Annotated in this window: 20 protein-coding genes; 9 read left to right on the forward strand and 11 right to left on the reverse strand. The window is 54.1% G+C overall.

All coding sequences use genetic code 11. The features are described from left to right. Window positions 1–416: 416 nt before the first annotated feature. Window positions 417–3653 (reverse strand): carbohydrate-binding domain-containing protein, encoded by a 3237-nt coding sequence (locus DXB92_RS08075; protein ID WP_181976977.1) that lies wholly within the window; start codon window positions 3651–3653, stop codon window positions 417–419. Between the two features lie 524 nt (window positions 3654–4177). Continuing rightward, complete coding sequence (locus DXB92_RS13355; protein ID WP_147330036.1) at window positions 4178–4411, reverse strand: hypothetical protein; 234 nt, start codon at window positions 4409–4411, stop codon at window positions 4178–4180. Window positions 4412–4652: 241 nt separating this feature from the next. Between DXB92_RS13355 and guaB the strand changes: the two genes are divergently transcribed. Beyond that, window positions 4653–6119 (forward strand): IMP dehydrogenase, encoded by a 1467-nt coding sequence (gene guaB, locus DXB92_RS08080; protein WP_021680876.1) that lies wholly within the window; start codon window positions 4653–4655, stop codon window positions 6117–6119. Window positions 6120–7301: 1182 nt separating this feature from the next. Here the strand turns inward: guaB and DXB92_RS08085 are convergent. The 9 genes from DXB92_RS08085 to DXB92_RS08125 form a co-directional block, all read right to left on the reverse strand. Continuing rightward, window positions 7302–8192: a hypothetical protein gene (locus DXB92_RS08085; protein WP_117733477.1), complete on the reverse strand. Its 891-nt coding sequence runs from the start codon at window positions 8190–8192 to the stop codon at window positions 7302–7304. A gap of 225 nt (window positions 8193–8417) precedes the next feature. Then, window positions 8418–9386 (reverse strand): hypothetical protein, encoded by a 969-nt coding sequence (locus DXB92_RS08090; RefSeq protein WP_021682697.1) that lies wholly within the window; start codon window positions 9384–9386, stop codon window positions 8418–8420. An 82-nt stretch (window positions 9387–9468) separates the two neighbouring features. Continuing rightward, a complete protein-coding gene (locus DXB92_RS08095) occupies window positions 9469–10404 on the reverse strand; it encodes a hypothetical protein (protein ID WP_117733478.1) in 936 nt (311 codons plus the stop codon). Next, entirely contained in the window at window positions 10401–10817 is a 417-nt protein-coding gene (locus tag DXB92_RS08100) for a hypothetical protein (RefSeq protein WP_117733479.1), read from the reverse strand. Before DXB92_RS08100 ends, DXB92_RS08095 begins: the two co-directional genes overlap by 4 nt. Further along, window positions 10814–11233 carry a hypothetical protein gene (locus DXB92_RS08105; protein ID WP_117733480.1) on the reverse strand — a complete coding sequence of 140 codons (420 nt, stop codon included), beginning with the start codon at window positions 11231–11233 and terminating at the stop codon, window positions 10814–10816. The genes DXB92_RS08100 and DXB92_RS08105 overlap by 4 nt, the downstream gene beginning before the upstream one ends. A 993-nt stretch (window positions 11234–12226) precedes the next feature. After that, window positions 12227–12580 (reverse strand): hypothetical protein, encoded by a 354-nt coding sequence (locus DXB92_RS08110; RefSeq protein ID WP_117733481.1) that lies wholly within the window; start codon window positions 12578–12580, stop codon window positions 12227–12229. 15 nt (window positions 12581–12595) lie between these two features. Then, window positions 12596–13714 (reverse strand): phage portal protein, encoded by a 1119-nt coding sequence (locus DXB92_RS08115; RefSeq protein WP_242986627.1) that lies wholly within the window; start codon window positions 13712–13714, stop codon window positions 12596–12598. Between the two features lie 69 nt (window positions 13715–13783). After that, the gene (locus DXB92_RS08120) at window positions 13784–15037 is read right to left on the reverse strand and encodes a PBSX family phage terminase large subunit (protein ID WP_021683501.1); all 1254 of its coding nucleotides are present in this window, start codon (window positions 15035–15037) and stop codon (window positions 13784–13786) included. Continuing rightward, window positions 15024–15518 carry a hypothetical protein gene (locus tag DXB92_RS08125; protein WP_021683500.1) on the reverse strand — a complete coding sequence of 165 codons (495 nt, stop codon included), beginning with the start codon at window positions 15516–15518 and terminating at the stop codon, window positions 15024–15026. Before DXB92_RS08125 ends, DXB92_RS08120 begins: the two co-directional genes overlap by 14 nt. Before the next feature lie 292 nt (window positions 15519–15810). On the opposite strand from DXB92_RS08125, the gene DXB92_RS08130 reads away from it, so the two are divergent. From DXB92_RS08130 to DXB92_RS08165, 8 genes are all read left to right on the forward strand, one after another. Then, complete coding sequence (locus DXB92_RS08130) at window positions 15811–16563, forward strand: TraX family protein (RefSeq protein ID WP_021683499.1); 753 nt, start codon at window positions 15811–15813, stop codon at window positions 16561–16563. 240 nt (window positions 16564–16803) lie between these two features. Beyond that, entirely contained in the window at window positions 16804–17079 is a 276-nt protein-coding gene (locus DXB92_RS08135) for a PadR family transcriptional regulator (RefSeq protein ID WP_051343876.1), read from the forward strand. 51 nt (window positions 17080–17130) lie between these two features. Then, on the forward strand, window positions 17131–17682 hold the full coding sequence (locus DXB92_RS08140; RefSeq protein WP_117733483.1) for a DUF1700 domain-containing protein: 552 nt from the start codon (window positions 17131–17133) through the stop codon (window positions 17680–17682). Continuing rightward, complete coding sequence (locus DXB92_RS08145; protein ID WP_117733484.1) at window positions 17679–18011, forward strand: hypothetical protein; 333 nt, start codon at window positions 17679–17681, stop codon at window positions 18009–18011. The genes DXB92_RS08140 and DXB92_RS08145 overlap by 4 nt, the downstream gene beginning before the upstream one ends. Before the next feature lie 4 nt (window positions 18012–18015). Beyond that, entirely contained in the window at window positions 18016–19062 is a 1047-nt protein-coding gene (locus tag DXB92_RS08150) for a DUF4097 family beta strand repeat-containing protein (protein WP_117733485.1), read from the forward strand. Between the two features lie 5 nt (window positions 19063–19067). After that, window positions 19068–19358, forward strand: coding sequence for a hypothetical protein (locus DXB92_RS13970; RefSeq protein WP_147330037.1), 291 nt, complete (start codon window positions 19068–19070; stop codon window positions 19356–19358). Window positions 19359–19565: 207 nt separating this feature from the next. Next, on the forward strand, window positions 19566–22631 hold the full coding sequence (locus tag DXB92_RS08160; RefSeq protein WP_021683491.1) for an extracellular solute-binding protein: 3066 nt from the start codon (window positions 19566–19568) through the stop codon (window positions 22629–22631). 19 nt (window positions 22632–22650) lie between these two features. Beyond that, window positions 22651–23583, forward strand: coding sequence for a sugar ABC transporter permease (locus DXB92_RS08165; protein WP_021683490.1), 933 nt, complete (start codon window positions 22651–22653; stop codon window positions 23581–23583).

Here is a 23583-nt window from a genome sequence, read left to right on the forward strand (position 1 = left end):
AAAAACGCCGGTCTGCCTCTTGACAAACCGGAGAAAAATGCGTATAATAAAAAGAGAAAGAGCATACCGGTAGACGGTTGCTCCCATGTTGGTGATTAAAAAGTAACCGCCTTATGTGAGAGTCAGGCGGTTACTTCTTTTTATTATCGTCATGGAAAATATGATACAACAGCGTTGTAAATGTAACCAGGAACGTCAGAAACGCAGAGAGTTCTGACCATGTTACGTAAGGCACACCCAATAAACACAAAAAGCGGAGATCCGATGAAAACCGGATCTCCGCTTTTTTACTGCGGCAGCAGTGAATGCTGCCCTGAGGGGGAATGGGCATTCCTGCTTCTACAGGCACTATTTCAAGAGAGGAAATACAGAGCGTTTATGCGAACACGCTCCGGAAACTGTTTTGCGGTATTGCCTTAGAACGGGCGGTTGTTTCCGCCGCCGCCCCAGCCGCCGTTGCCGCCGGAACTTGCAGAAACGGCCGTACCACCGCTAATGGTTCCGCCGTAGCCGCAGCGGTCTGTGTCGTCCTGACTTGCGAAATATGTCGTGCCGGAGAGCGTGCCGCCGGTATAGCAGGTCACACTGGATTCCTTGCTGGACATTACCATTTCCGCAGAGCCATTGGGCAGGGTAAATGTGGCAAGCACGTTGCCGCTGGCATCTGTAAAGGTAATGGTCTGTCCGGCAGAAACAGAAGTCTGGGACAGGAAAGAATAGCTGCTGGGTGTTTCGAACATATCACTGCTGCCGGCTGCAATGACGGTGCCGCCGGAATAGGTGATCGAGTTATTGCTGTCGCCGCAGTCCAGCGGGCCGTTTCCGCCGCCGGTCTGGGAAACAAAGACATAGCCGCCGTTGAAGGAAATGTTGCCGTTGGAGTCCAGCCCGTCGCCGGCTGCATTAACATAGGTATAACCGCCGTTAAAGGTCATGGTCTGACTGCCGTTACTGGAGTTTCCGCCGCCGGGGCCGCCCCAGCCGCCTTGTCCCCAGCCGCCGTTGTTATTGTTGCCGCTGCTGTCGGAACCGCCTGCGGCATTGTAGCCGTCGTCGCTGGAGGTTACCATAACAGTACCGCTGTTCTGGGTAATATCCACACCCTCAATGCCCTCATAGGACTTGGTGATGTTCACATAGGGAGTGTCATCATCGCCGCCGGTGCTGCCGATAATCAGAGCGTGGTCACTGTGTACACCGTCGTCTGCAGTGGCAAGGGTCATGCTGCCGCCCAGCAACTGCATATCGCCGCCGCAGTGCAGGCTGTCATCGGAGGAGTCAATGGTGATCGTACCGCCGTTGACGATCAGGTCGCCGCCGCTTTGCCATGTGGTGCCGGCCTCATCATACAGCCCGATTGCCTTGATGCCCTTGGCACTGATGTCAGTCTTGCCGGAGTTGCCGTCACCGCCCATGCCGCCGCCCCAGCCGCCGGAAGCATTGCCGGAAAAGTCAGAGCCCTGATATGTGGTAATATTCAGGTCGCCGCCGTTCATGGTGAAGGTCTGCTCTGCCTGAATGCCGTCTGCATAAGAATTGATGTTGACTGTACCGCCGTTGATGGTGATATAGCCCTTATCCGTTTCGGTGGAGTTGCTCTTGATGCCGTCGCCGCCGGTGCTGCCGTTGTTGGTGTTCACCGTCACAGACAGAGTGCTGTAATCGGTGGCATCAGGGTCGCCGATGCGGACGGAGTCGTTGCCGCGAATGCCGTCATCTGCGGCGTTGACGGTAATGCTGCCGTTCCAGATCTTCAGGTCGTTCTTGCAGACGATGCCGTCCTCGGTGTTGCCGTTGACGATCAGCGTGCCCTTGCCCTTCAGCTTCAGGTCGTCGCGGGAGAAGATCGCCCCGTTGACAGGATTGGTGTTGCCGTCGCTGTCCACATAGGTGTCCGTGTGGGACGTGCCGTCAGAAATGGTATTGGTCGTGCCGTTCTTGGCAGAGATCTGCACTTCGTCACTGATCGCCTCCACATAGATCGGAGCAACGCTGTCGTTGGACAAGGTCAGTCCCTCCAGATTCAGCACCACTTTGCCCTCCGGTTCCGCGGTCTTATCCACGTTGACGGCAAGCTGTCCGCTGGTGCTTTCACCGCTGACAGAGAGTTCGCCGGAAGCGGTAACCGTTACATTGGCTCCGGAGATCGTCAGGTTCGAGGGGTTGGAAACGACACTGCCGGAAGCGTTGGTCGCCGTGACGCTGCTGCCGCTGTAGACCAGAGCCGTTGCCACAGTGTCGTCCGTCGGTGTCACGCTGCCGCCGGCGAGTTCCTGTACGCCGGTGAACTTGGTGAGGGTGCCGGTCATGGCAAAGGTGCCGTTATCGGAACCGTCGTGTGTCATCTGGGTGCCGCCGGTGTATAGAGTGTAGCTGTCCGAACCGGAAAGGCTGCCGCTGCTTGCCAGCACATAGGTGTACTTCTTGTTCGGTGTCATTTCAAAGACAGTGCTGCTGCCCTTTTTCAGAGTCACAGCATTGCTCTTTTTCCACTCTGCCGCATAGTCCAGCTGTACCACGCCCTGCGTGCAGCCGGAAGTGTCCACAGTCACAGCTGTACCGGCAGAATCCATGCCGAATGCGTAGTCCGTCGCCGTTGCCAGCACATCGCCGCCGGTAATGGCAAGTACGCCGTTTTCGTCCAGCGTAAAGCCGCGGTCACCGCTGGCGGTCACCGTACCGCCGGAGATGTTCAGGGCTGTGGCAGCCTGCACGGCATCATTGCCTGCCTTGATGCCGACTTTGCCGGACAGAATGGAAACGTCCTCCTTGGAGGATTTCAGACCGTCTGCGGAAGAAGTCACGGTCACCGAAGCACCGTCTATTTCCAGTGTATTATTTGCCCGAATGGCATCGGCATCAGAAGTGGCATCGACATCTGTGTTGATGCTGATGTCGCCGCCGTTCAGCTTGATGTCGTCCTTGGAACGGATCGCCGTGTTCATGCTGCTGGTGATGTTCAGGGTGCCGGTGCTGTTCTTGGTGACGGTAACGTCACAGTCGCCGTAGATGACACCGCTGGTGTCGGCGTTGACAGCTGCCGCCGTGTCAGTCAGGGTGTTGATGCCGGAGCAGGTCAGCTTCAGCTTCCCTGCACTCTGTCCCAGAATGCAGGGAGCACCGGTGGAAGATGTCATGGTCACGCCCTGCAAGTACAGGGAAACCGCATCAGGATCCGCAGTGGGATCTGCCACATTGACCAGAATCTGTCCTTCTGTAATGGCACCGTCTACGGTATAGTTGCCGGAGGCGGAAATGGTCACGGTTTTTCCGGAAACAGCAGTGACACCCTTGGTGTCGCCCTCTACGGTAATGCCGCTGTCGCTCAGATGAATGGCAATGGCATCGCTGACCGGTACAGTGGCGATCATCTGCCGCAGGCGGGACAAGTCCAGACCGTTGACAGCACCGTCACCGGTGACATCGGCGTTGGCATACTGCTGGGCAGTCAGCTTGGAACTGCCCAGCAGAGCAGTCTGCAAAATGGCAGCGTCTGCGGCAGTGACAGAGCCGTCCCCGTTCAGATCACCGGAGGCACTTGCGGCTCCTGCCGGCATAGCCAGTACGCAGGGAATTGCTGCGGCACAGAGCATGGACAGAGCAACCATGCCTGCTGCTGTTTTCCGCATATAGCGGTGGGGTTGTTTCTTCATATCATTCACTTCTCCTTTGATGCAGTCTGTTGCGGAGCTATGGAAACACTGCATAAAGCCCGCCTGACGGCTTTGCACGCAATCTGCTTGCAGATTTTCCGTCATATTGCCCAGAAATCCCTTGCCAGACACCAAGTCTGCCTGCGGAATTTCTGTGCAATCTGCCGAAAAATCTGACTACGCATCTTACGCACAAGCTTTATTCAGTGTTTCCTTATTTTCCCCTGCCCTCGGAACAGCGGCGTCTGCCGCAAGGCGGGAATTGGAATGCGAGAAGCTGTTGACAGGTTTTCGCAGCCTGTCTTCCTGTTGTTATCCAGTATAAAGGCGTTTGCTTAAAGAATTCTTAAAGAAAAGCAGAATGTAGAAAAATTTTTGGCGATTTCGACGGGGAACAGGGCGGATTCACGGAAATCAATTTTCATGATAGCCTCCCCTGAAAGGGGAGGGGGACCGCCGTCAGGCGGTGGAGAGGTTTTTTCGTAAAGTCTTTTTATGACGTTTTCGGCATAAATGGAAACCCCTCAGTCAGTGCTACGCACTGCCAGCTCAGCACAAGGCACGTCCTGCGGAGAGAGGGACAAGCGAAGCTGGTGGAGAGGGCATTTCGATGTATGCAGCTTCACAAAAAGAAACGGACACAGCACTCCATTTCCCCGCAAAATATACCCGTTTCCGTCCTGTCCGTCTGTCGGGAACACTGCTGCGTGCTGCTCTGACAGCTGCTGGAGAAAATAAGGCAGAATTTTAGCAAACATGTTAAATTCCCCGAAGATTCCCCCAAAGCCTTGACAAAGCGACAAAAAAAGAGTATCATAAATACAATAACCTATTGACGAACCTGTCTGTCTATCCTGCGGACAGGTTCTCTGGAATTCTGATGCCACGCGTCAGAACCACAAAACGAAAAGACAGCTTTGCGGAAGGCACGCACCACTCTGTATTTTTAGCGGCAGACCTTTGCAGAACTGATCTTCGGAAGATTGAGGAGGTCATTCAATGGAACTGTGTGAAAAGTTTGGAAAACAGGGACTGACATTCGACGACGTGCTGTTGATTCCGGCAGAATCGGACGTAACACCGAACATGATCGAACTGCGGACAAGACTTGCCGGCAATGTCTGGCTCAACAACCCGATCATGACTGCGGCAATGGACACCGTCACCGAAGCCAGAATGGCAATTGCCATTGCCCGTGAAGGCGGCATCGGTATCATTCACAAGAACATGAGCATCGAACAGCAGGCAGACGAGGTGGATAAGGTAAAGCGTTCGGAAAACGGCGTTATCGTCAATCCGTTCTCCCTGACGGAAAATCATCTGGTATCTGATGCCAATGCTCTGATGGGCAAGTACAAGATCTCCGGCGTGCCGATCGTAGACAATGTGGGCAAGCTGGTGGGCATCATCACCAACCGTGACATGCGGTTCCTGTCCGACTATAACGGCCCGATCTCGGAAGTAATGACCAAGGATCACCTGATCACGGCTCCGGTAGGCACGACTATGGAAGAAGCACAGGCGATTCTCCGCAAGCACAAGATCGAAAAGCTGCCGCTGGTGGACGAAGAAGGCTACCTCAAGGGTCTGATCACCATTAAGGATATTGAAAAGGCAGTACAGTTCCCGAACTCTGCCCGCGACGAAAAGGGTCGCCTGCTCTGCGGTGCTGCGATCGGCATCACCGCAAATGTTCTGGAACGTGCTCACGCTCTGGTAGATGCACAGGTAGACGTGCTGGTTCTGGACTCTGCACACGGTCACAGCAAGAACATCATGACTACCCTGAAAAAGGTCAAGGAAGCATTTCCGCATGTACCGGTCATCGCCGGAAACATCGCTACCGCAGAAGCAGCAGAGGCTCTGATCGAAGCCGGTGCAGACGCTGTCAAGGTCGGCATCGGACCTGGCTCCATTTGTACCACCCGTATCGTTGCCGGCATCGGCGTGCCGCAGATCACCGCAGTCTATGACGTGGCTCAGGTGGCAAAGAAGCACAACATTCCGGTCATCGCAGACGGCGGTATCAAGTACTCCGGCGACATTGTAAAGGCTCTGGCTGCCGGTGCAAATGTCGTTATGCTGGGCTCACTGCTGGCTGGCTGTGAGGAATCTCCGGGAGAAACCGAGATCTATCAGGGACGTTCCTTCAAGGTATACCGCGGCATGGGCAGTCTGGCTGCTATGGCAAATGGTTCCAAGGACAGATACTTCCAGGAGGGTGCCAAGAAGCTGGTGCCGGAGGGCGTAGAAGGTCGTGTGCCGTACAAGGGCAGTGTTGCCGATTCCGTGTTCCAGCTGGTAGGCGGTATTCGCTCCGGTATGGGTTATTGCGGCTGCAAGACTATTGAGCTGCTCCACGAAAAGGCAAAGTTCGTACAGATCACCAACGCCGGTCTGCTGGAGAGCCACCCGCATGATATTCAGATCACCAAGGAAGCTCCGAACTATTCGACACATTCCTAAAATATGCACAGGCATGTGCCTGTAGTCAATAAGAAAAGCGGTGTACCGGAAAGGTATACCGCTTTTTTGTTGGTGTGTTTGATTTTTCTTGACAAAATTCGACAGACTATGCTATAATGAAACCCTAGGGCATACCGAAAACGGTGGACGGTTTCGTTTCCTGCTCCCATGTACAATTTTGTACGTTGGGAGGTGATACTATGGAACATTATGTGACTTGGTCAAAGCTCTTAGCTCTCTTGACACTTTTGATTGCTTTTGCATCTTTGCTATACGCAATTTTCCATGACGATCATAAAAAGAAATAACCGCTCCAGCTACCAACTTAAGCGGTTAAATCTTTGACTTCTTACACGTGGGAGCAACCGTCTACCGGTATGCTCTTTCTAATTTTATTATACGCATTTTTCTCCGGTTTGTCAAGGGGCAGACCGGCGTTTTTTCGGTTTTGCTGTCTTGACAACATTCGGCAGACTATGCTATAATGAAACTCTAGGGCATACCGAAAACGGTGGACGGTTTCGTTTCCTGCTCCCACGTATCTGCATACGATGGGAGGTGATGCTATGGAACATTACGTAACTTGGTCAGAGCTTTTTGCATTTCTGACGTTCCTGGTTACATTTACAACGCTGTTGTATCACATTTTCCATGACGATCATAAAAAGAAATAGCCGCCCTTCCTGCAAGTAGTGACGACTATTTTCTCTCTACAATGTGGGAGCAACCGTCTGCCGGTATGCTCTTTCTATTTTTATTATACGCATTTTTCTCCGGTTTGTCAAGGGGCAGACCGGCGTTTTTTTTCGGTTTTGCTGTCTTGACAAAATTCGACAGGATATGCTATAATAAAGCCCTAGGGCATACCGAAAACGGTGGACGGTTTCGTTTCCTGCTCCCACGTATCTGCATACGATGGGAGGTGATGCTATGGAACATTACGTAACTTGGTCAGAGCTTTTCGCATTTCTGACGTTCTTGGTTACATTTACAACGTTGTTGTATCACATTTTCCATGACGATCATAAAAAGAAATAACCGCCCCTCTCGCAAATAGGCAGTTATTTCTTAACAACTATCGTGGGAGCAACCGTCTACCGGTATGCTCTTTCTATTTTTATTATACGCATTTTTCTCCGGTTTGTCAAGGGGCAGACCGGTGTTTTTTTCGGTTTTGCCGTCTTATCCCATTCGAAACGCCCCGTTCTGTTCCTGCGGCTCCGGTGTCCGCAGCTGTGCCTGACAGAGATGCTTTTGCTTGGTGCGGAGCGTTTCCTGAAACCCCAGCAGTTCCTCCAGCGACATGCGTTCCACCGCAGCAGAAACCGCATCTTGTGCCGCACTGCCCTCCACCAGAAACCGCAGCCGCACAATTTCCTGCCGCAGGCTGTTCTCCACGCGGTTCAGCAGAGCGTTCCGGTTTTGCAGCTGCTGTTCCAGCTGTTTGCAGCGGCGTTCGCCGTCGGTTTCCATGCCGAACTGCTTGGTCACCCCTGCCTCCCGCTGTGCCGGCACTGCCACAAAACTCCACTCATAGGCATCTGTCACATCAGACAGCACCACATGACAGCGTTTCTCTCCGTACAGCTGCCCCACGCGGTGGGCACAAGGATTCTTCCGGCGGTCACTGCCGCAGACCGAGCAGGTCTGCGATACGGCAGCACAGGAAATGCTCACTTCCTTCTTGATGCCGCCGTCAATTTCCCGAATCAGATCCCGATTGGCATCGGTGCGTACCATGTAGGCATGCCCTTTCAGAAATGTGTACACTTCGCCGGCAGAGGTCACACGCTCCGGCTCCTGTACCAGTTCCGCAGCATAGATTCGTGCAGTCTGATTTTCTCCCTTGGGATCGTGGTCAAAAATGCCGGTTTTCCCCACAAACAAAGCTTTCAGCTGCTCCAGAGCCTCCAGCGAAAAGCGTTCCCCGTCCCGATCGATTTCATTGTCACAGAGCCGCACATCAAAGAGGAATACCTCCTCCTGGGTGAGGGTACGCCGCGTAAAGCGGTTCAGCTGTTCCAGCTTGGCTTCCAGTTCCGTGCCGGACGGATTCTGTTCCTGATTTTCCATAGATCTATTCCTCCTGTTCTGCTGCACTGTTTTCCACACTGTGGAAAACCCTCCCGCGAAAAAACTTCTCCCACCCGTACAGCGGTTCCCTTAGTTTTCCACACAGCAGTGTGGAAAACTATTTTTTATGCGGCAGCCTATTTCCCACACTGCTGTGTGGAAAACGTACTGTCAGCTTGTGTGCAGAGCCGTCAGGCGGACTTTTTGCACAATGCTTCCACAAACTTACAGGCTCAGCACATGTACTGCTTCACTCAGCATTACGCGGAACGCTGCACGAATCGAAACCGTGATCACGTCCAGCTGGCTGTCGATCAGCTTGTCTGTTTCCAGCAGCACATCGTCTGTGGTGATCATCTCCAGTGCAAAGCGGTTGTCCAGTCCCACGATGTAATCTGCGGACATGCCGGCACACTTTTGCAGCTGGGCACCAAAGGGCAGCAGAATGGTATTGGGCTGTGCAGAAGCCATATCCTGCATCTGCTCCATTGCCATGATTTCCGCAGCCACCGCCGGAGCCGCCAGCACCTTGGTCATGTCGAAGTTGCGGAATTCGCCGTACAGCTTCGCCAGATCGGCATAAGTCAGCTTGCCGTCTGTGACAACGTCGATCAGGGAACCATTGGTTTCCTTCATGCACAAAATGCTCTGTCCCAGCAGCCCGTTGGACAGACGCACGCCCACGGCACGGAGGATCGCACTGAATGCGTCCAGACGCTGGCGGCGGACTGCCTCATAGGAAGCGTGAATGGAACGGCCGTACTTGTCCAGTCGCACGGTGTTTGCTGCTTCCAGATAGGAGGCAGTGGGCAGGGCATTGCCCTGTGTGGTCTTGGTGGTATAGGCGGTAGTGTCCGTCAGCACTGCCGGCTGATACTCTCCGGCGGGAGAAATGGTGTGCACTGCCACCAGATCAGACAGCACAGACTGTTCCATGCCGCTGCGAATGGCACGGCGGATAAACTCCGGAAACAGCACCGCACTGTCTGTGGTGGAGAAGAACTTCTCTACGCGGTCACAGTGGGAACCGCTGACGTGAATGTCAAAACGCTTCAGCTGACGCTCATACGCGTCCAGTCCGGCAAGGGGTGTTTCGGCATACGCACCAGACGGGTCCATGCCCTCCAGTACCTCCGAAAAGCTCTTGCCAGTGATGTGATACATGCCCTTTTCCAGTTTCAGATCCTGATACATAAAATTCCTTCCCTTTCTGCCGCTTGCTGCGGCACGTGTTTTTATTATATGGAAACCGGCAGTTTCTGCCGGAAATTCCCGTTTATGCCGGATAAAACTCGTCCTGATACGCTTCCAGCCTCGTCCGCACACCGTTCTGATTGCCGGTCATGCGGATATGGGTAATGGGAGCGTTTTCAATAATGCCGGAGCAGGTGATCCGGTCGCCCAGATCTGCTGCCACTGCTCCGATGCGGTCGAAATAGTAGGAAACCAATCCCCGTCCGGCAAATTTCCGCCGAAACACCAGAGCCTGCTGCGGGTCGTAGAGATACTGCCGATCCAGCGGCAGCTGTTTTGTCCGCACCAGTTCCAGTGCTGCGGCGTTGGGGTCGTTCTCCTGAAATTTTCCATAGGTGCCGTCGGCATCTGCCATGGAAAACCGGCTGTAAATGCGGGACTGGTCTGCCGTCATGCCCATGTCCAGCAGTGTGTCTGCACCCACATAAAAATTCCGGTATGTTTCCGGCAGGTGCATGCGAATTTCGTTGGCATGGTACACAAAGGGATACCGCCCGCAAAGCTTATAGGTCAGGTTTGCCACGCCGTCCCACATGCTGGTGCCCTCTTTGACAAAGAGATAGTTGCTGGTATCCGTGTCAGATTCCCACGTGATCTCCTTGGGAAATGTCACGAAATCCTGCATCAGCTTGTCCAGCGACATAGCAGTGTGCAGCCCCGGCTCCAGCTGATTTTGCAGCAGCAGTGCCGTCAGCCCGCGGGAGGAAAACCGCACATAGGAGGTGCCGTTTTCCTGCACCAGCCGGAACTTTTCCACTGTCCCGAAGTGCAGTTCCATGCCGTCCAGCAGCAGCTGTACCCGATAGATGCCGGCGAACTGCTGTATGCTGAAATTCCCGTACACCGTCGCCGTCAGCTGGCTGTAGGGCGTGTAGGCTTCCTTGTCCAGCGTAAAGGCGGCAATGCCGTTTGCAAGATACGCCTTTCCGGTTCTGGCAATTAACACCACCTGTATCATGTGCTGCCTCCTTCCGTTTCCGCCGTCACACGGCTCAGGGCGTTGGGAGCGATCAGCGTCAGCTGACAGGGCAGCACGCCCTGTGCCGCCGTTTCCGAAATCGTATACGCTGCCAAACTGGTGCCGAAAAACCGCAGATCCCGCAGATTAAAGGCGAACAGTGTCCGTTCCCGTATGGCGGAATCCAACGCCAGAACCACCTCTGCGGGGCTGTCTGCGAAGCAGAATTTGCCGTCCAGCACCAACTGTCTGGCACGGCAGCTGGTATTGGTCACATAGCCTGCTCCCTGTACGCCGCCCTGCTGGGCGTACTGTCTGGTACCGGAAAGCTTCCAGCCGGCAGCATAAAAGGTGAGATCGCCCAGACGAACGGGAAACTCCCGCGGGGAAACCACCTGAAATGTTCCACTCATGGTGCAAGCACCTCCTCTTTGGCAATTTGAAAGACACCGGAGAGGGTAAAGCTGCCCTCCAGTGCAATTTTCCGGAACTGTTTCCACTCCGTCGGTGCTCCGGTGCGAATCTTCTGCACTGTGCAGCCGGCGGACAGCATACCGGAAACCACCGTCTGCCAATAGCGGTCATACAGCACTTGTGCATCCGTTTCCGGAGCCGTCAGCAGCCGCACTTGAGCAGCGGCGGAAAATGGAAAATACCAGTAAGTTTCGTCGGAAAACGCCTGCTCCGTTTCCAGTGCAGTGATTCCCACGGTGAGGAAAGATTCCTCTCGTTTGGCAAAGGGTGCGGGATCATACGCGGCATAAACCGCCCAGTTGCCCTTTACCCGTAGTGCGGCTTTCAGCCGTTCCAATAGTAATTCCAGCAGCATTTCTATTCCTTTCTCTTTGCGGCGGCAGACTTGCTCAAGGATAGCAAGCCGCCGCTGACCCTGAGATTTTTGTTGATGAAAATTCACAAGGGAAAAAGCCTCCCCTGAAAGGGGAGGGGGACCGCCGTTAGGCGGTGGAGAGGTTCCTACGTAACTCTTAACATCAAACAAAAGATTTTACATCAGTGGAAGATTCTCCGTGTAATCTTCGTGTGATGCATTGCCGTACAGTACAAGTGTAACGCGAGTTCTTTTCTTTTTTTGCTTCTTTTTTCTTTTCAGTAAAGAAAAAAAGAAGCGTAACTCCTTGTGAAATGGGTTGGCTGCTGTAGCGGGTAACCTCTCAGTCAAGCCTACGGCTTGCCAGCTCAGCACAAGGCACGCCCTTCGGGTGCCCTAAAGGGGAGCCTAGCAATACAAACTTGCAAACGCCGTAAAAATAAAAGTCACCCATTTACACTAGAAAACACCTGAATACCAACATTACCGATACAGGCAAGGGCAACAATCGGCGTTGGCAAGCCCAAGGCGGACAGCGAGGAACGAGCGAATTCCGCCGAACGGTTTCGACACAACTGCCCCAGAAAGTACACTTCACGGAGGAACCCCACCACCGCCTAACGACAGTTCTCCTCCCTCTGTGACGGCAAGCCCAAGGCGGACAGCGAGGAACGAGCGAACTCCGCCGAACGGTTTCGACACGACTGCCCCAGAAAGTACACTTCACGGAGGAACCCCACCACCGCCTAACGACAGTTTCCCTCCCTCTATGACAGCAAGCCCAAGGCGGACAGCGAGGAACGAGCGAACTCCGCCGGACGGTTTCGACACGGCTGCCCCAGAAAGTACACTTCACGAAGAACCCCACCACCGCCTAACGACAGTTCTCCTCCCTCTATGACGGCAAGCCCAAGGCGGACAGCGAGGAACGAGCGAATTCCGCCGAACGGTTTCGACACGGCTGCCCCAGAAAGTACACTTCACGAAGAACCCCTACACCGTCTGAAACAAAAACGTTTCATCTTCCAGCAGCGACCGGCACAGCCGGCGGTATGCCTGTACCAGCAAGCCGGCAAACTCCAGCTTCTGGGCAGCGTCTGTGTTCTGTGCGATCGTTCCGGCAAAGGTGCAGGCTGCCCGATCTCTGGCGGCGGTGATCTCCGTGTACCGGAGAAACGCCACCGCTGCCGCCAGCCAGTTCAGACGGGCATCGTCCTCGTCTGCTCCGTCCTTCAGAGCCTGCTGCACTTCCAGAATCGCTTCGTCCAGCACGGGCTGTACCGCGTCAGGCAGTTCCTCCTCGCCGGCAAACAGCAAAAACAGCGAGCGGATCTGATTTTGTACCATTTTTCGAATCCCTCCTCAGCAATTCTCCAACTGTTGTTCCAGCTGTGCCGCCTGTGCGTTCCACAGCCGTGCCTGTGCATACTCGGTTTCGTCCTGTAGATTGATGTTGCTCCACTCCACCGAAACGCCGGCCGCAGACCCCGCCAGTCGCAGGAATGCGATCCCCACACGGCGGAGCACCGGCTCCAGCAGGCGGCGGTAATATTCCAGTTCAGAAGTCAGAATATCCGCCTGCTGGCTGCTCATGCGTTCGGTAGAAGTCCAGTTCAGCCCCAGCAGAAACGGCGGAATGGACAGCTTGGCGATCAGCTGTTCCAACAGCTGCCGCACCGGCACTTCCGTATCCAGCAGGGCATTGTCCGCCCCGATGACCCGAATGTCCACATCGCCGGCACAGATAAAATCCCGAATCTCGCCCTGTGTGCCGGCACGCATGCCCTCGCTCCACTCCCTGGCGATCTGTCTTGCCCGTTCGCCGGCATAGGCCCGTTCGGCCGGATCGGCAGAGGGCTTATAGGTAACAGCATAGCGGACGTTGCCCATGCGGTCGTAATTCTGCCCGATACACTCAAAGATCCGCAGCAGAATCCGGCTCAATGCCGGCAGTCCACGCAATACCGATACTCCATAAACACCGCCGGCAGGGGGATTCAGTGCCGTGAACAGGATGCGTTCCGGTCTTGCGATCCGCACCATGTCCGATTCCTGCTCCCCGCGAAGCCAGTACTGCCGTTCCAGCGGCTGACTGCCGGAGCGAATCTGTACCAACTCTGCGGGGACTGTCTGTAAGCCGCCCAGAAAGCCGGTGCGGTTGTCGATCAGCATTTCCCCCAGAGCATTGCCGTAGGTCAACAGGCTGTCCAGATAACAGTCCGCAAAACTTTGCAGGGACTGTCCGGTCAGCCCCACCGGCACGTTCTGTACAAAATCGTCCAGCTGCGGCTGCATGTGTCTGTCCTCGCACACCAGCCGGAAACTGCCGGTGAGCCGGACGATTTTTCCGATCGCGGCATCGATCACCGGCACCGCCCGACGCAGTCCGGTGTACAGTGCCGCTTCACAGGGATTCGGCGTTTCCGGAACGGCATAAGGCTGTTCCTGCCGTGCCGCAGTCTGTAAAATGCCGCCGCCCACAGGCGGTTTCTTTTTCCTCGGAAATAATCCCATACATTCTGACGGGAAAAGGGTGCTTTTCCCGTCATCTCACCTCCTTGCTGCGGATACCGCAAAAAATCCGTCTGCCGGATTCCGGCAGACCACTGTGCGTACAAAATAACGCATGTCGTCCATGGCGTGGTCATGCTCCTTTTTGGGAGCATCTCCGTGAATGGAATCGTTCCAGCAGTACTGGCTGAACTCTCGCCGAATATCCCGACAGGATTCGCAGAACCGCAGCTTGTCTTGCAACAGCAGGCGGCTGACCTGCTGAATGCCGGCGTTCACGTCATTGTCTGCCGGAAGCACCCGAAATTTCCCGTGGCTGTGAATGCAAGCGATAAAGCTTGCTGCGGAAGGGTCCACCACCACAGTTTCGATGTCATATCCGGCGGCAAGCTGTTCCAATGCGGCATAGTGTTCCTCATCGGTTCGCCGTTCGCCCTCGGCTCTTGCGTCATAATAGTATTCCTCCAGCCGGTACCACGTGCCGTCACAGTGCCCCCACAGCCCGAAAGAGGACGGGTTCACTGTGCCGTAATCACAGGAGATCCAGTAGCGGTCACAGGGCGGAGCCGACGGTACCACATGGCGTTCCGGTGTAAACATGGGATACACCAGCCCGTCTGCCGCCGTCCACTTGCCCAGTACAAACCGGTCATAAAATGCCCCGCTGTACATGCGTTCGTACCGCTGCCGCACACGCTTGGAAAGAGAGGGGTTGTCCGCCATGGTGAAGTGGAGATACAGGGCGTGTTTTTCCTTGGTCTTGCGGATCCACTCCCGATAGAACCAGTGGTTCGGGTGGTCAGGGTTGCAGTTGAACCACAGCCGCGACCCCGTCACACTGCACCGTGCCAGTGCCTGCTCCACAAAGGAACGGGGCATCAGTGCCACTTCGTCCAGAAATACCCCGCAGAGCGTCATGCCCTGAATCAGTGCCGCAGAACTTTCGTCCCTGCCGCCAAAGAGATAGAACCGGTTCGTCCTGCCGGAAAGAGAAATGTCCACATAATTCCTGCTCACCCGTTCCAGACAGGTGAACCCCAGACTGCCCAGCAGTTCCAGCAGCGGTGTCATGACATTTCGCTTCAGGGACGTGATCGTCTTGCCGCACAGGGCAAAGCTGCCGTTCTGGAAACAGGTCATCGCCCAGCTGACAAAGCCGATAGACATGGCGAGAGTTTTTCCCGAACGAACTGCACCGTCACAGATAATGGCATCATAGTCGCAGTAGGGCTTGCGGCTCCACCACGACATGGCGAGTTTCTGCTGGGGCGAAAAGTTCTTAATCTTCTGCATCGCTGTCCACCGCCTCTCTGCCGGAAAGTGCCGTCAGCAGGGCATGTGCCGCCGCCTTGCCGTCTGCATCACCGCCGTACTCATACAGAGCCGTCAACGCTTTCAGCCGGTCAAAGAAGTGGATCTCCATGCCGCCGTTTTTGTCCCGCTTCACAGAGGACACCGGAAACAGATCCAGAGCCTGTACCGCTGCCGCCCCAGGCGGTTCCTCTGCCAGCAGCAGCCCGATCGCATCATTGCTTCTGCCGAACGCCAGCCGTTCCAGTCCTGCCCGTACCGCTGCCGCCGGATCATCGTGGAGCACACTGCGGTAGTTCGCCACCATGCGGCGATAACACTGCTGCCGGAGAATCGCCGCCCCGTCTGCCGCAGCCGTTTCCGGTGGGTATCCGGCACACCGTGCCGCCTCTGCGACATCGCCCAGTCTGGCATAGTGACAGCAGAACAGGGCACGCCGTTTGGATTCCGTTGAGTTTGACATATTTTTCCATTTCTCCTTTCGGTTTTCTGCGACAGGAACTGTTCGTTTCCGACAACCCCTCTCACTAATAGGCTCTCAGAGGGCAAAAGTTGCACGCCGACGTGCAACTATGAACTCGAATTTACACGATGTCTTATGATTGTTTACATTTGAAGCTGTTTTTACCATGTTTTGGCTTGACAGATAGGTTTCACCGTGCTATAATATATGCGTAATCAATATTATACGACGTATAATATTGCAATAAAAAAAGAAACGCACATTCCACAAAGAGAGAGGAAGGCGGTATCTGATGTATCAGTCTGACACAAAATCACATGCGGGCTGGAGCCAAAACGTCCTAAAATACATTGCTATGGGGACGATGCTGCTCAATCACATCGCTACAATTTTTCTGCCCGCTGGGACGGTGCTGTGTGAACTGTTCACCGCAGTGGGATACTTCACAGCGATTTCCATGGTCTATTTTTTGGTGGAGGGATATGGCTACACCCGTTCGAAGCGAAACTACTTTTTCCGCTTGCTGTTGTTTGCGGGAATCTCCCAGCTGCCGTATGACTTGGCATTTTCTGAAACAGATACGCTGAAGTTCTGCGGGTTGAACATGTTGTTTACCCTCTGTATTTGCTTTGGAATCCTTTGGGTGCTGGAACACGGAAACAATCGCTGGATAAAGGGCGTTGCGGTTTTGGCACTGATCCTGCTAAGCAGCATCAGCGACTGGGCATGGCTGGCACCGATTTTCACGCTGCTGTTTCGCTGGGCAGGAAAGAACCGCACCAAAGAAGCCATTGCATTTGCCGTTGCAGCACTGCTGTTTGGCGGAATGAATGTACTGGGTGGATTGGGACGTTTCTCCTTAGAAGAAAACCTGCTGTATGCATTTTTAAGTATGGCGGGAATTGGCACATCTGCCCTCGGCATTTTGTTGTGCTATAATGGAGCACGCGGAACACGATGCCGGACATTTTCCAAATGGTTTTTCTATCTTTTTTATCCTGTTCATCTGCTTATTTTGGGAATTCTTCGAATTTTCCTGCAATAAAGGCAATACCGCACAAAGAGCGTCTGGCGACTTTGCACGCCATCTGCTTGCAAATTTTCCGTCATATTTCACAAAAATGCTCGTGAATACATCAAGTATTCACTCCGCTTTTTGTTTCATCTGACAAAAAATTTGACGACGCATCTGTCGCACAATCTTTGTGCGGTATTGCCTAAAACCCACCTTGAGGAGGTGAAACCATTGTCTGCATTTTCAATTGGTGCAACGCTGCTGGATGCAATGGTGCTGGCTCTGCTGACCAAGGAGGACACCTACGGCTATCAGATCACCAAGGACATTCAGGAACACTTTGCCGTTTCAGAATCCACCCTGTATCCGGTGCTGCGGCGGCTGCAAAAGAACGGCAGCCTTACCACCTATGACCGCCCCTATCAAGGGCGAAACCGTCGGTATTACCGCATCACAGTTTCCGGCAGGGCACTGCTGGAACAGTACCGGAAAGAGTGGCTCAACTATAAACAACAGGTAGACTTCTTTCTGGACGAGAAGAACTAGGGCAACCCCTCATGATCCAAAAAGCAATCATCAAAAAGGAGCGATATTCCTATGACACCACAAGTATACTGTGCCCGTCTGGAACGAGCACTTTCTCTCATGCCGGCAGCGGAACGGCAGGAAACGATCCGCTATTATCTGGAATTTCTGGAAGATGCCAGCGAAGAAGAACGTGCCGCACTGGGCACGCCGGAAGCACTGGCACAGCAGATCCTGCGGGAGAACGGCATTTCTCCCCAGCCCGCTGTCATAAAACACTCGAACCGCACGGCAAAGCTGATCGTTCTGGCATGCACCTTTTACATCTGGCTGCCGTTGCTGGTCACATGGTACAGCCTGCTGCTCACCGCCCTGATCGTGCTGATATGCATTCCCGTTTCGCTGGGAGCCGCTCTGCTGGGCGGACTGTTCAGCTTCGTAATTACTGTATTTCAGGACGTTCCCACCGCTCTGATGCTGCTGGGCTTCGGACTGGGCAGCGGCGGTGTCGGCATTCTCGTTGCCTATCCCATCTGGCTGGCGTGCAAGGGCATTGTCCGGTTCACCATATTTACCACGAAAAAAATGCTGCACTTTGTGCTGAAAGGGGACGAAACCCAGTGAAAAAACGAATTCTTGTCGTCGCTGCCGCCTATGGGCTGGTGCTGCTGGGCTGGGGTGCCACGGGTTCCTTTTCGCCGTGGGCAAGATCTCAGACCGCTGCACCGGCAGCCGTGGAAACTATTCAGCTGGAACACCTTTCGATCCGTTCCGGAAAATCCACGTCCATTCGAACCACAGACCGCTGTATCACCAAACAACGGGGCACCACACTTTCCGTTCGTTCGCGGCTGCCCTTGTTTCCCTCCGATTCCGATGTCACGCTGACGCTGCCGGCAGAACAGTTTGCCCAGCTGAAACAGGCATTGCAGACCACTGAAAGGAGCAATTAAAAAAATGAAAATGAAACCTTGGATCATTGCCGGTGTCAGCTGCCTTTGTGCCGGAACGATCTGCTGTGGTGCAGCGGTTTGTGCCGGAGCACTGGATCAGAACCGCTATCGGGAAAACCTGCACCTCATCGACCAGACCGACACACCCTCGGAAACATTTACCTCTGTGCTCATGGACATTGACAACGCCGACGTGACAGTTCAAAATGGCAGCAAATTTTCCATTACTGCTGAAAATGTGCCGCAGAACAGCTACCATGTTGCCGTAGAAGACGACACGCTGCAAATCCAGCTGAATTCCGATTCCGAACCGTGGTACAGCTATACCCATTTCGGATTTCACCCGTTCCATGCCCCTGCCGCAAAGATCACCGTCACCCTGCCCGCCGAATACAGAGCCGTTGCCATTGCCAACCATGCCGGCGACTGTACCATTTCCGGCATTCATGTCAGCACCCTGTCTGTCGATCTGGACTACGGCGATTGTCAGGTGAAAAATGTCACTGCGGCAAACCTGACTGCGGATAATGATGCCGGCGATCTGTTGCTGTCAGACAGCACTGTCAGCGGCACAGCTTCCCTGGAGCTGGACTACGGTGACCTCACTGTCAAGCAGACAGAGATCGGAAACCTCTGTAAGGTGAAAAACGATGCCGGTGATGTGCGGCTGACAGACGTGTCCTGCGGTAGCAGCGAAATGGAACTGGACTACGGCAGCTTAAAATTGCAGAAGTTTACCGAAACCGATCAGGCACAGTCCAGTGCGTTCACCATTTTCGACGGTGATGTGCACTGCGAAACCAGCACCCTCTGGAACAGCAGCTTTGATCTGGAATTCGGGGATTTCAGCACCATTGATACCGCCCTGTACGGCAAGAACACCATTGCCATGGACTACGGCGATGTACAGCTGAATCTCCACGGCAAAAACAGCGACTATAATGTTGGTTACTCTTACGCCGCCGGCTCTCTGAATGACAGCAGCCGGAACCAGATCCTGATCAGCGGCGATAAGACCGTTGTAGATGCCACTGTTACGTTTACGGAATGACTGCGTTGCAGCAGAGAGAACAGACTTTTAAGGAAACACCGCATAAAGCCCGCCAGACGGCTTTGTGCGGTGTTTTCTTAGCCTTGACAACATTTGGCGAAGCATATCAGAAATGGTATTGCCTCATGCTTTTGCGTTCTCCGATTCCCCGCCGCCGACCCCGATTTTCCTGTAAACTGTTTGCACAATTTGAGCGTTCTGGATTCCGTCACAAAAAAATTTCTGTTTCTGTTTGCAGGCATATGCAGGATCTGTGGCGAAATGTCGAAAAAACCACGCAATTTCGCCGCTTTTGACGATTTTCACAAATCGGTCAAAAAAATCGCCCCAATTTTCACCAGCTTGACATTTTCACCGGAAATTGCTATAATATTTAAGAACTGTTTTGCGGGATTTCTGTATAATTTGTAGAATTCCCACGGTGGTGCACCGCTGATCATGCGGTCATCAGCAGAAAAAACGGCTGTCTGTCCGATTTGCACAGATAGTCAAGGTGGCATTATATGCAAAGTGTGGTGCTGCCGAAAAAATACGTCCGTCCCCCAAAAGCCACGGCGGACAGAAAGAAGGGTGGAACAGCCTTGGCGAATTACAAATGGCACAAACGTGCAGCCGCCGCAGTACTGGCTTGTCTGATGACAGCGGCGGCACTTCCTGCGACGGCGGCATTTGCGGCAAAGACCGACACGGTGCAGACCACAGCGGCATCTGCGGAGAAGGCGGTATCGGATACCGGCGGCGACCTCACCTATGAGGAGCAGGAAACCTACAGCGATTACTACGACCAGTATGCGGAGCAGCCCCGTCCGGCGGCGGAGATCGCCGTTTCCGGTGCGAATTTTCAAAAGGCAGACTGCGAAAGCTATGAAGCAGGCAGCTATACTGACAAAAACGGAGAATCTCGGAACAATGCCCTGATCTGGAACAACGCGGAGGGCAGCTTCAGCTACCAGATGAACGTGCCGGAAACCGGCATCTATTCCGTGCAGATGACCTATTGCCCCATCGTTTCCAATACCTCGGAGATCTCCGTTTCTCTGGCAATTGACGGCGAGGTGCCCTATGACACCGCTTCCCGTCTGAAACTGAACAAGGTCTACCAGAACAAGACTGAGATCAAGACCGATGACGTGGGCAATCAGGTACGCCCGGCACAGGAACAGATCGAATTGTGGCAGACCACATGGCTGGGCGATTCCGACGGTCTGTTCAATGAGCCGGTGTTCTTCTATCTGGAAAAGGGCACGCACGAGATCACCCTTTCTTCCGAAAAGGCGTATTTTGCACTGGAAACCATTCGCTTTGCACAGCCGGAAGAAGTTTCCGATTATGACACCTATGTCAGCAGCGTCAATGCGTCCGTTTCCAAGGACAGTACGCCCTCTGGTGTGGTTCGCATCGAGGGCGAAAACGCCGTGCTGAAATCGGATTCCGTGCTGTATCCGACCTATGACAATTCCTCCAGTTCCATTTCCCCTTCCGACCCGAAGCACATGCTGTATAACACCATCGGCAGCGGCAACTGGGAAAAGGCACTCCAGACCATTACATGGCAGGTAGATGCAGGCACCCTCGCCGGCGACGGCTGGTACAAGCTGGGTATCAAGGCACGGCAGGAGGAAATGCGTGGATTTTACTCCAACCGCCGCATCTACATTGACGGCAAGGTTCCCAGCGAGGAATTCGATCAGGTGAAATTTTACTATGACACCGATTTCCGCATGACTACCGTCCAGAACGACGACGGCGAGGACGTGTATGTGTACCTCACTGCCGGCGAAGACCACACCATTACCATGGAAGTAATTCCCGGCGAGATCGGCGACTCCATGCGGCAGCTGGACGCGATCGTGCTGGATCTGAATACGTATTACCGAAAGATCGTAATGATCACTGGTCCGGAGCCGGACAAGTACACCGACTATTATGTACATGAAAAGATTCCGGAACTGGTGGACGAATTCCAGCGGATCTCTGACGAACTGAAAGCCATTCAGGGACATATCGAGTCGCTGGCAAACTCCAAGGGTTCTGAAGCCGCTTCTCTGGAACAGATGACAGTCATTCTGGACAAGTGCATCAGCGAACCCCTGCAAATTCCGAATTACCTGTCCCAGATCAAGGACTATATCACTTCCCTGTCCTCGTGGATGCGGGACTACCGCGACCAGCCGCTGGAAGTGGACTATCTGGAACTGGCTTCTCCGGACGCAGACTTCCCCTCTGCCAAGGCAGGCTTCTGGAGTGCACTCTCCTATAGTTTCCAGCGTTTCACCGCGTCGTGGGACGAGGATTACAGCTCGCTGTCCTCCACCACCGGCGATGATGCCATTGAAGTATGGGTTTCGCTGGGACGCGATCAGGCACAGGTGGTCAAAGATCTGGTGGAATCCGAATTCCAGCAGCAGTACAACGTGCCGATCTCGATCAATCTGGTAGTCGGCGGTGTCGTAGAAGCCACACTGGCGGACAAGGGGCCGGACGTGGCACTGTTCCTCGGCGGCGAATTTCCTGTCAATCTGGCAGCCCGCGGACTGCTGGCAGACGTTTCCCAGATGGACGGCTACGACGAAATGACCAGGCTGTATCAGGATACGGCAATGGTGCCCTATCAGTATGAGGGCGGCACCTACGGCCTGCCGCTGACACGCAGCTGGGCAATGATGTTCTACCGTAAGGACGTGCTCAGTGAACTGGGCTTCACGCAGGCACCGCAGACGTGGGAGGAACTGATCGATATGCTTCCCGCCCTCCAGCGGAGTTACATGTCTGCCGGTCTGGTGCTGCCGGCGGTAGCGGCAGATGCCAATCAGGCAACCATTTCTGCGGCGACCGAATCCGGTCTGACCTTTGCTTCGCTCCTGCTCCAGCGTGGACAGAACTATTATAATAGTGCACAGACAAAGACCACATTCGACACCAATGCGGCGATCGATGCATTCGAGATGTGGACAGACTTCTATACCAAGTACGACTTCGACCAGCAGTATGATGCATTCAGCCGGTTCCGGACGGGAGAATATCCCATTGTGGTTTCCGACTACTGCACCTTCTTCAACCAGCTGGCAGTGGCGGCTCCGGAAATCGACGGGCTGTGGGGCTTCGCTCCCATTCCGGGCACTTTGCAGGAGGACGGCACCATTTCTCACGCCGTCAACTCCAACAACACCGGTGCAGTCATCTTCAATAAGGTAGACAAAAAGACCAACGGCATGGACAATGCATGGACGTTCCTCAAGTGGTTCTGCTCCACCGAAGTACAGGTGGAATACGGTACCCAGATCGAGGGACTGCTGGGACAAATGGGACGGTACGCAACGGCGAATACCGAGGCACTTACCCAGCTGGCATGGTCCACGGACGAGGCGGACACCATTCTGGGAGCCATGGACGAACTGGAAGAGATCCCGATCATTCCGGCATCATACTCTGTCACCCGAAACGTGATGAACGCATTCCGTGACGTGGTCAACAATAACGAGAACCCCCGTGATACGCTGATGTCGTACAATCGGGACATCAACGAGGAGATCACCAGAAAGCGTGAAAACCTCGGATTAGACTCTTAAAGAGAAGGAGGGAACCCCTTTGGATACTGCCGAGATTGGCAAAAGAACCCGACAGGAAAACCGGCGGCTCACGTGGCTGGCGGTGAAGCAGAACAAGGCAAGCTATCTCATGATCGCTCCGTTCATGCTGTTTTTCTTGGTATTTACCATCGTGCCGGTGCTGATGTCCCTGCCTATGGGCTTTACGGACTTCAACATGGTACAGATGCCGAAATTCATAGGACTGTCCAACTACACCACCCTGTTCCTCGCGGACAAGGTCTTTATCCAGTCCATTCGTGTTACGCTGGTGTTTGCCCTGTTCACAGGACCGATCAGCTATGTGCTGTGCTTCCTGCTGGCGTGGCTCATCAATGAACTGCACCCGAAGCTCCGCACGATCTTCACCCTGATCTTCTACGCTCCGTCTATGGCAAACGTGTACACCGTCTGGAAGCTGATCTTCAGCGGCGACTCCTACGGCTATCTGAACTCGTTCCTGCTGGATCTGGGACTAATCAATGCACCGATCCAGTGGCTGACGGACGGCAGCTATGTGCTGGGTGTCACCATCGTTGTCCAGATGTGGATCAGTCTGGGTGCCGGATTTCTGGCACTCCGTGCCGGCTTCCAGAACATCGACCGTTCCCAGTATGAAGCCGGTGCCATTGAGGGCATCAAGAGCCGCTGGCAGGAACTGATCTATATCACGATCCCGTCCATGGGACCGCAGCTGATGTTCGCAGCAGTCATGCAGATCGTCAGCTCCTTCACCGCCGGCACGGTATCACAGAATCTGGTGGGCTTCCCCAGTACCGATTACAAGGCACACACCATTATGAACCACGCCTATGACTACGGCTGGATCCGCTATGAAATGGGCTATGCCTCTGCGATCTGTATGATTCTGTTTGTGGTCATGTATATTCTGAACAAGCTGATCGGCAAAGTCCTCAGCAAGTATATGGACTAA

The organism is Ruminococcus sp. OM06-36AC (assembly GCF_003438725.1).
Lineage (GTDB): Bacteria > Bacillota > Clostridia > Oscillospirales > Ruminococcaceae > Ruminococcus_C > Ruminococcus_C callidus.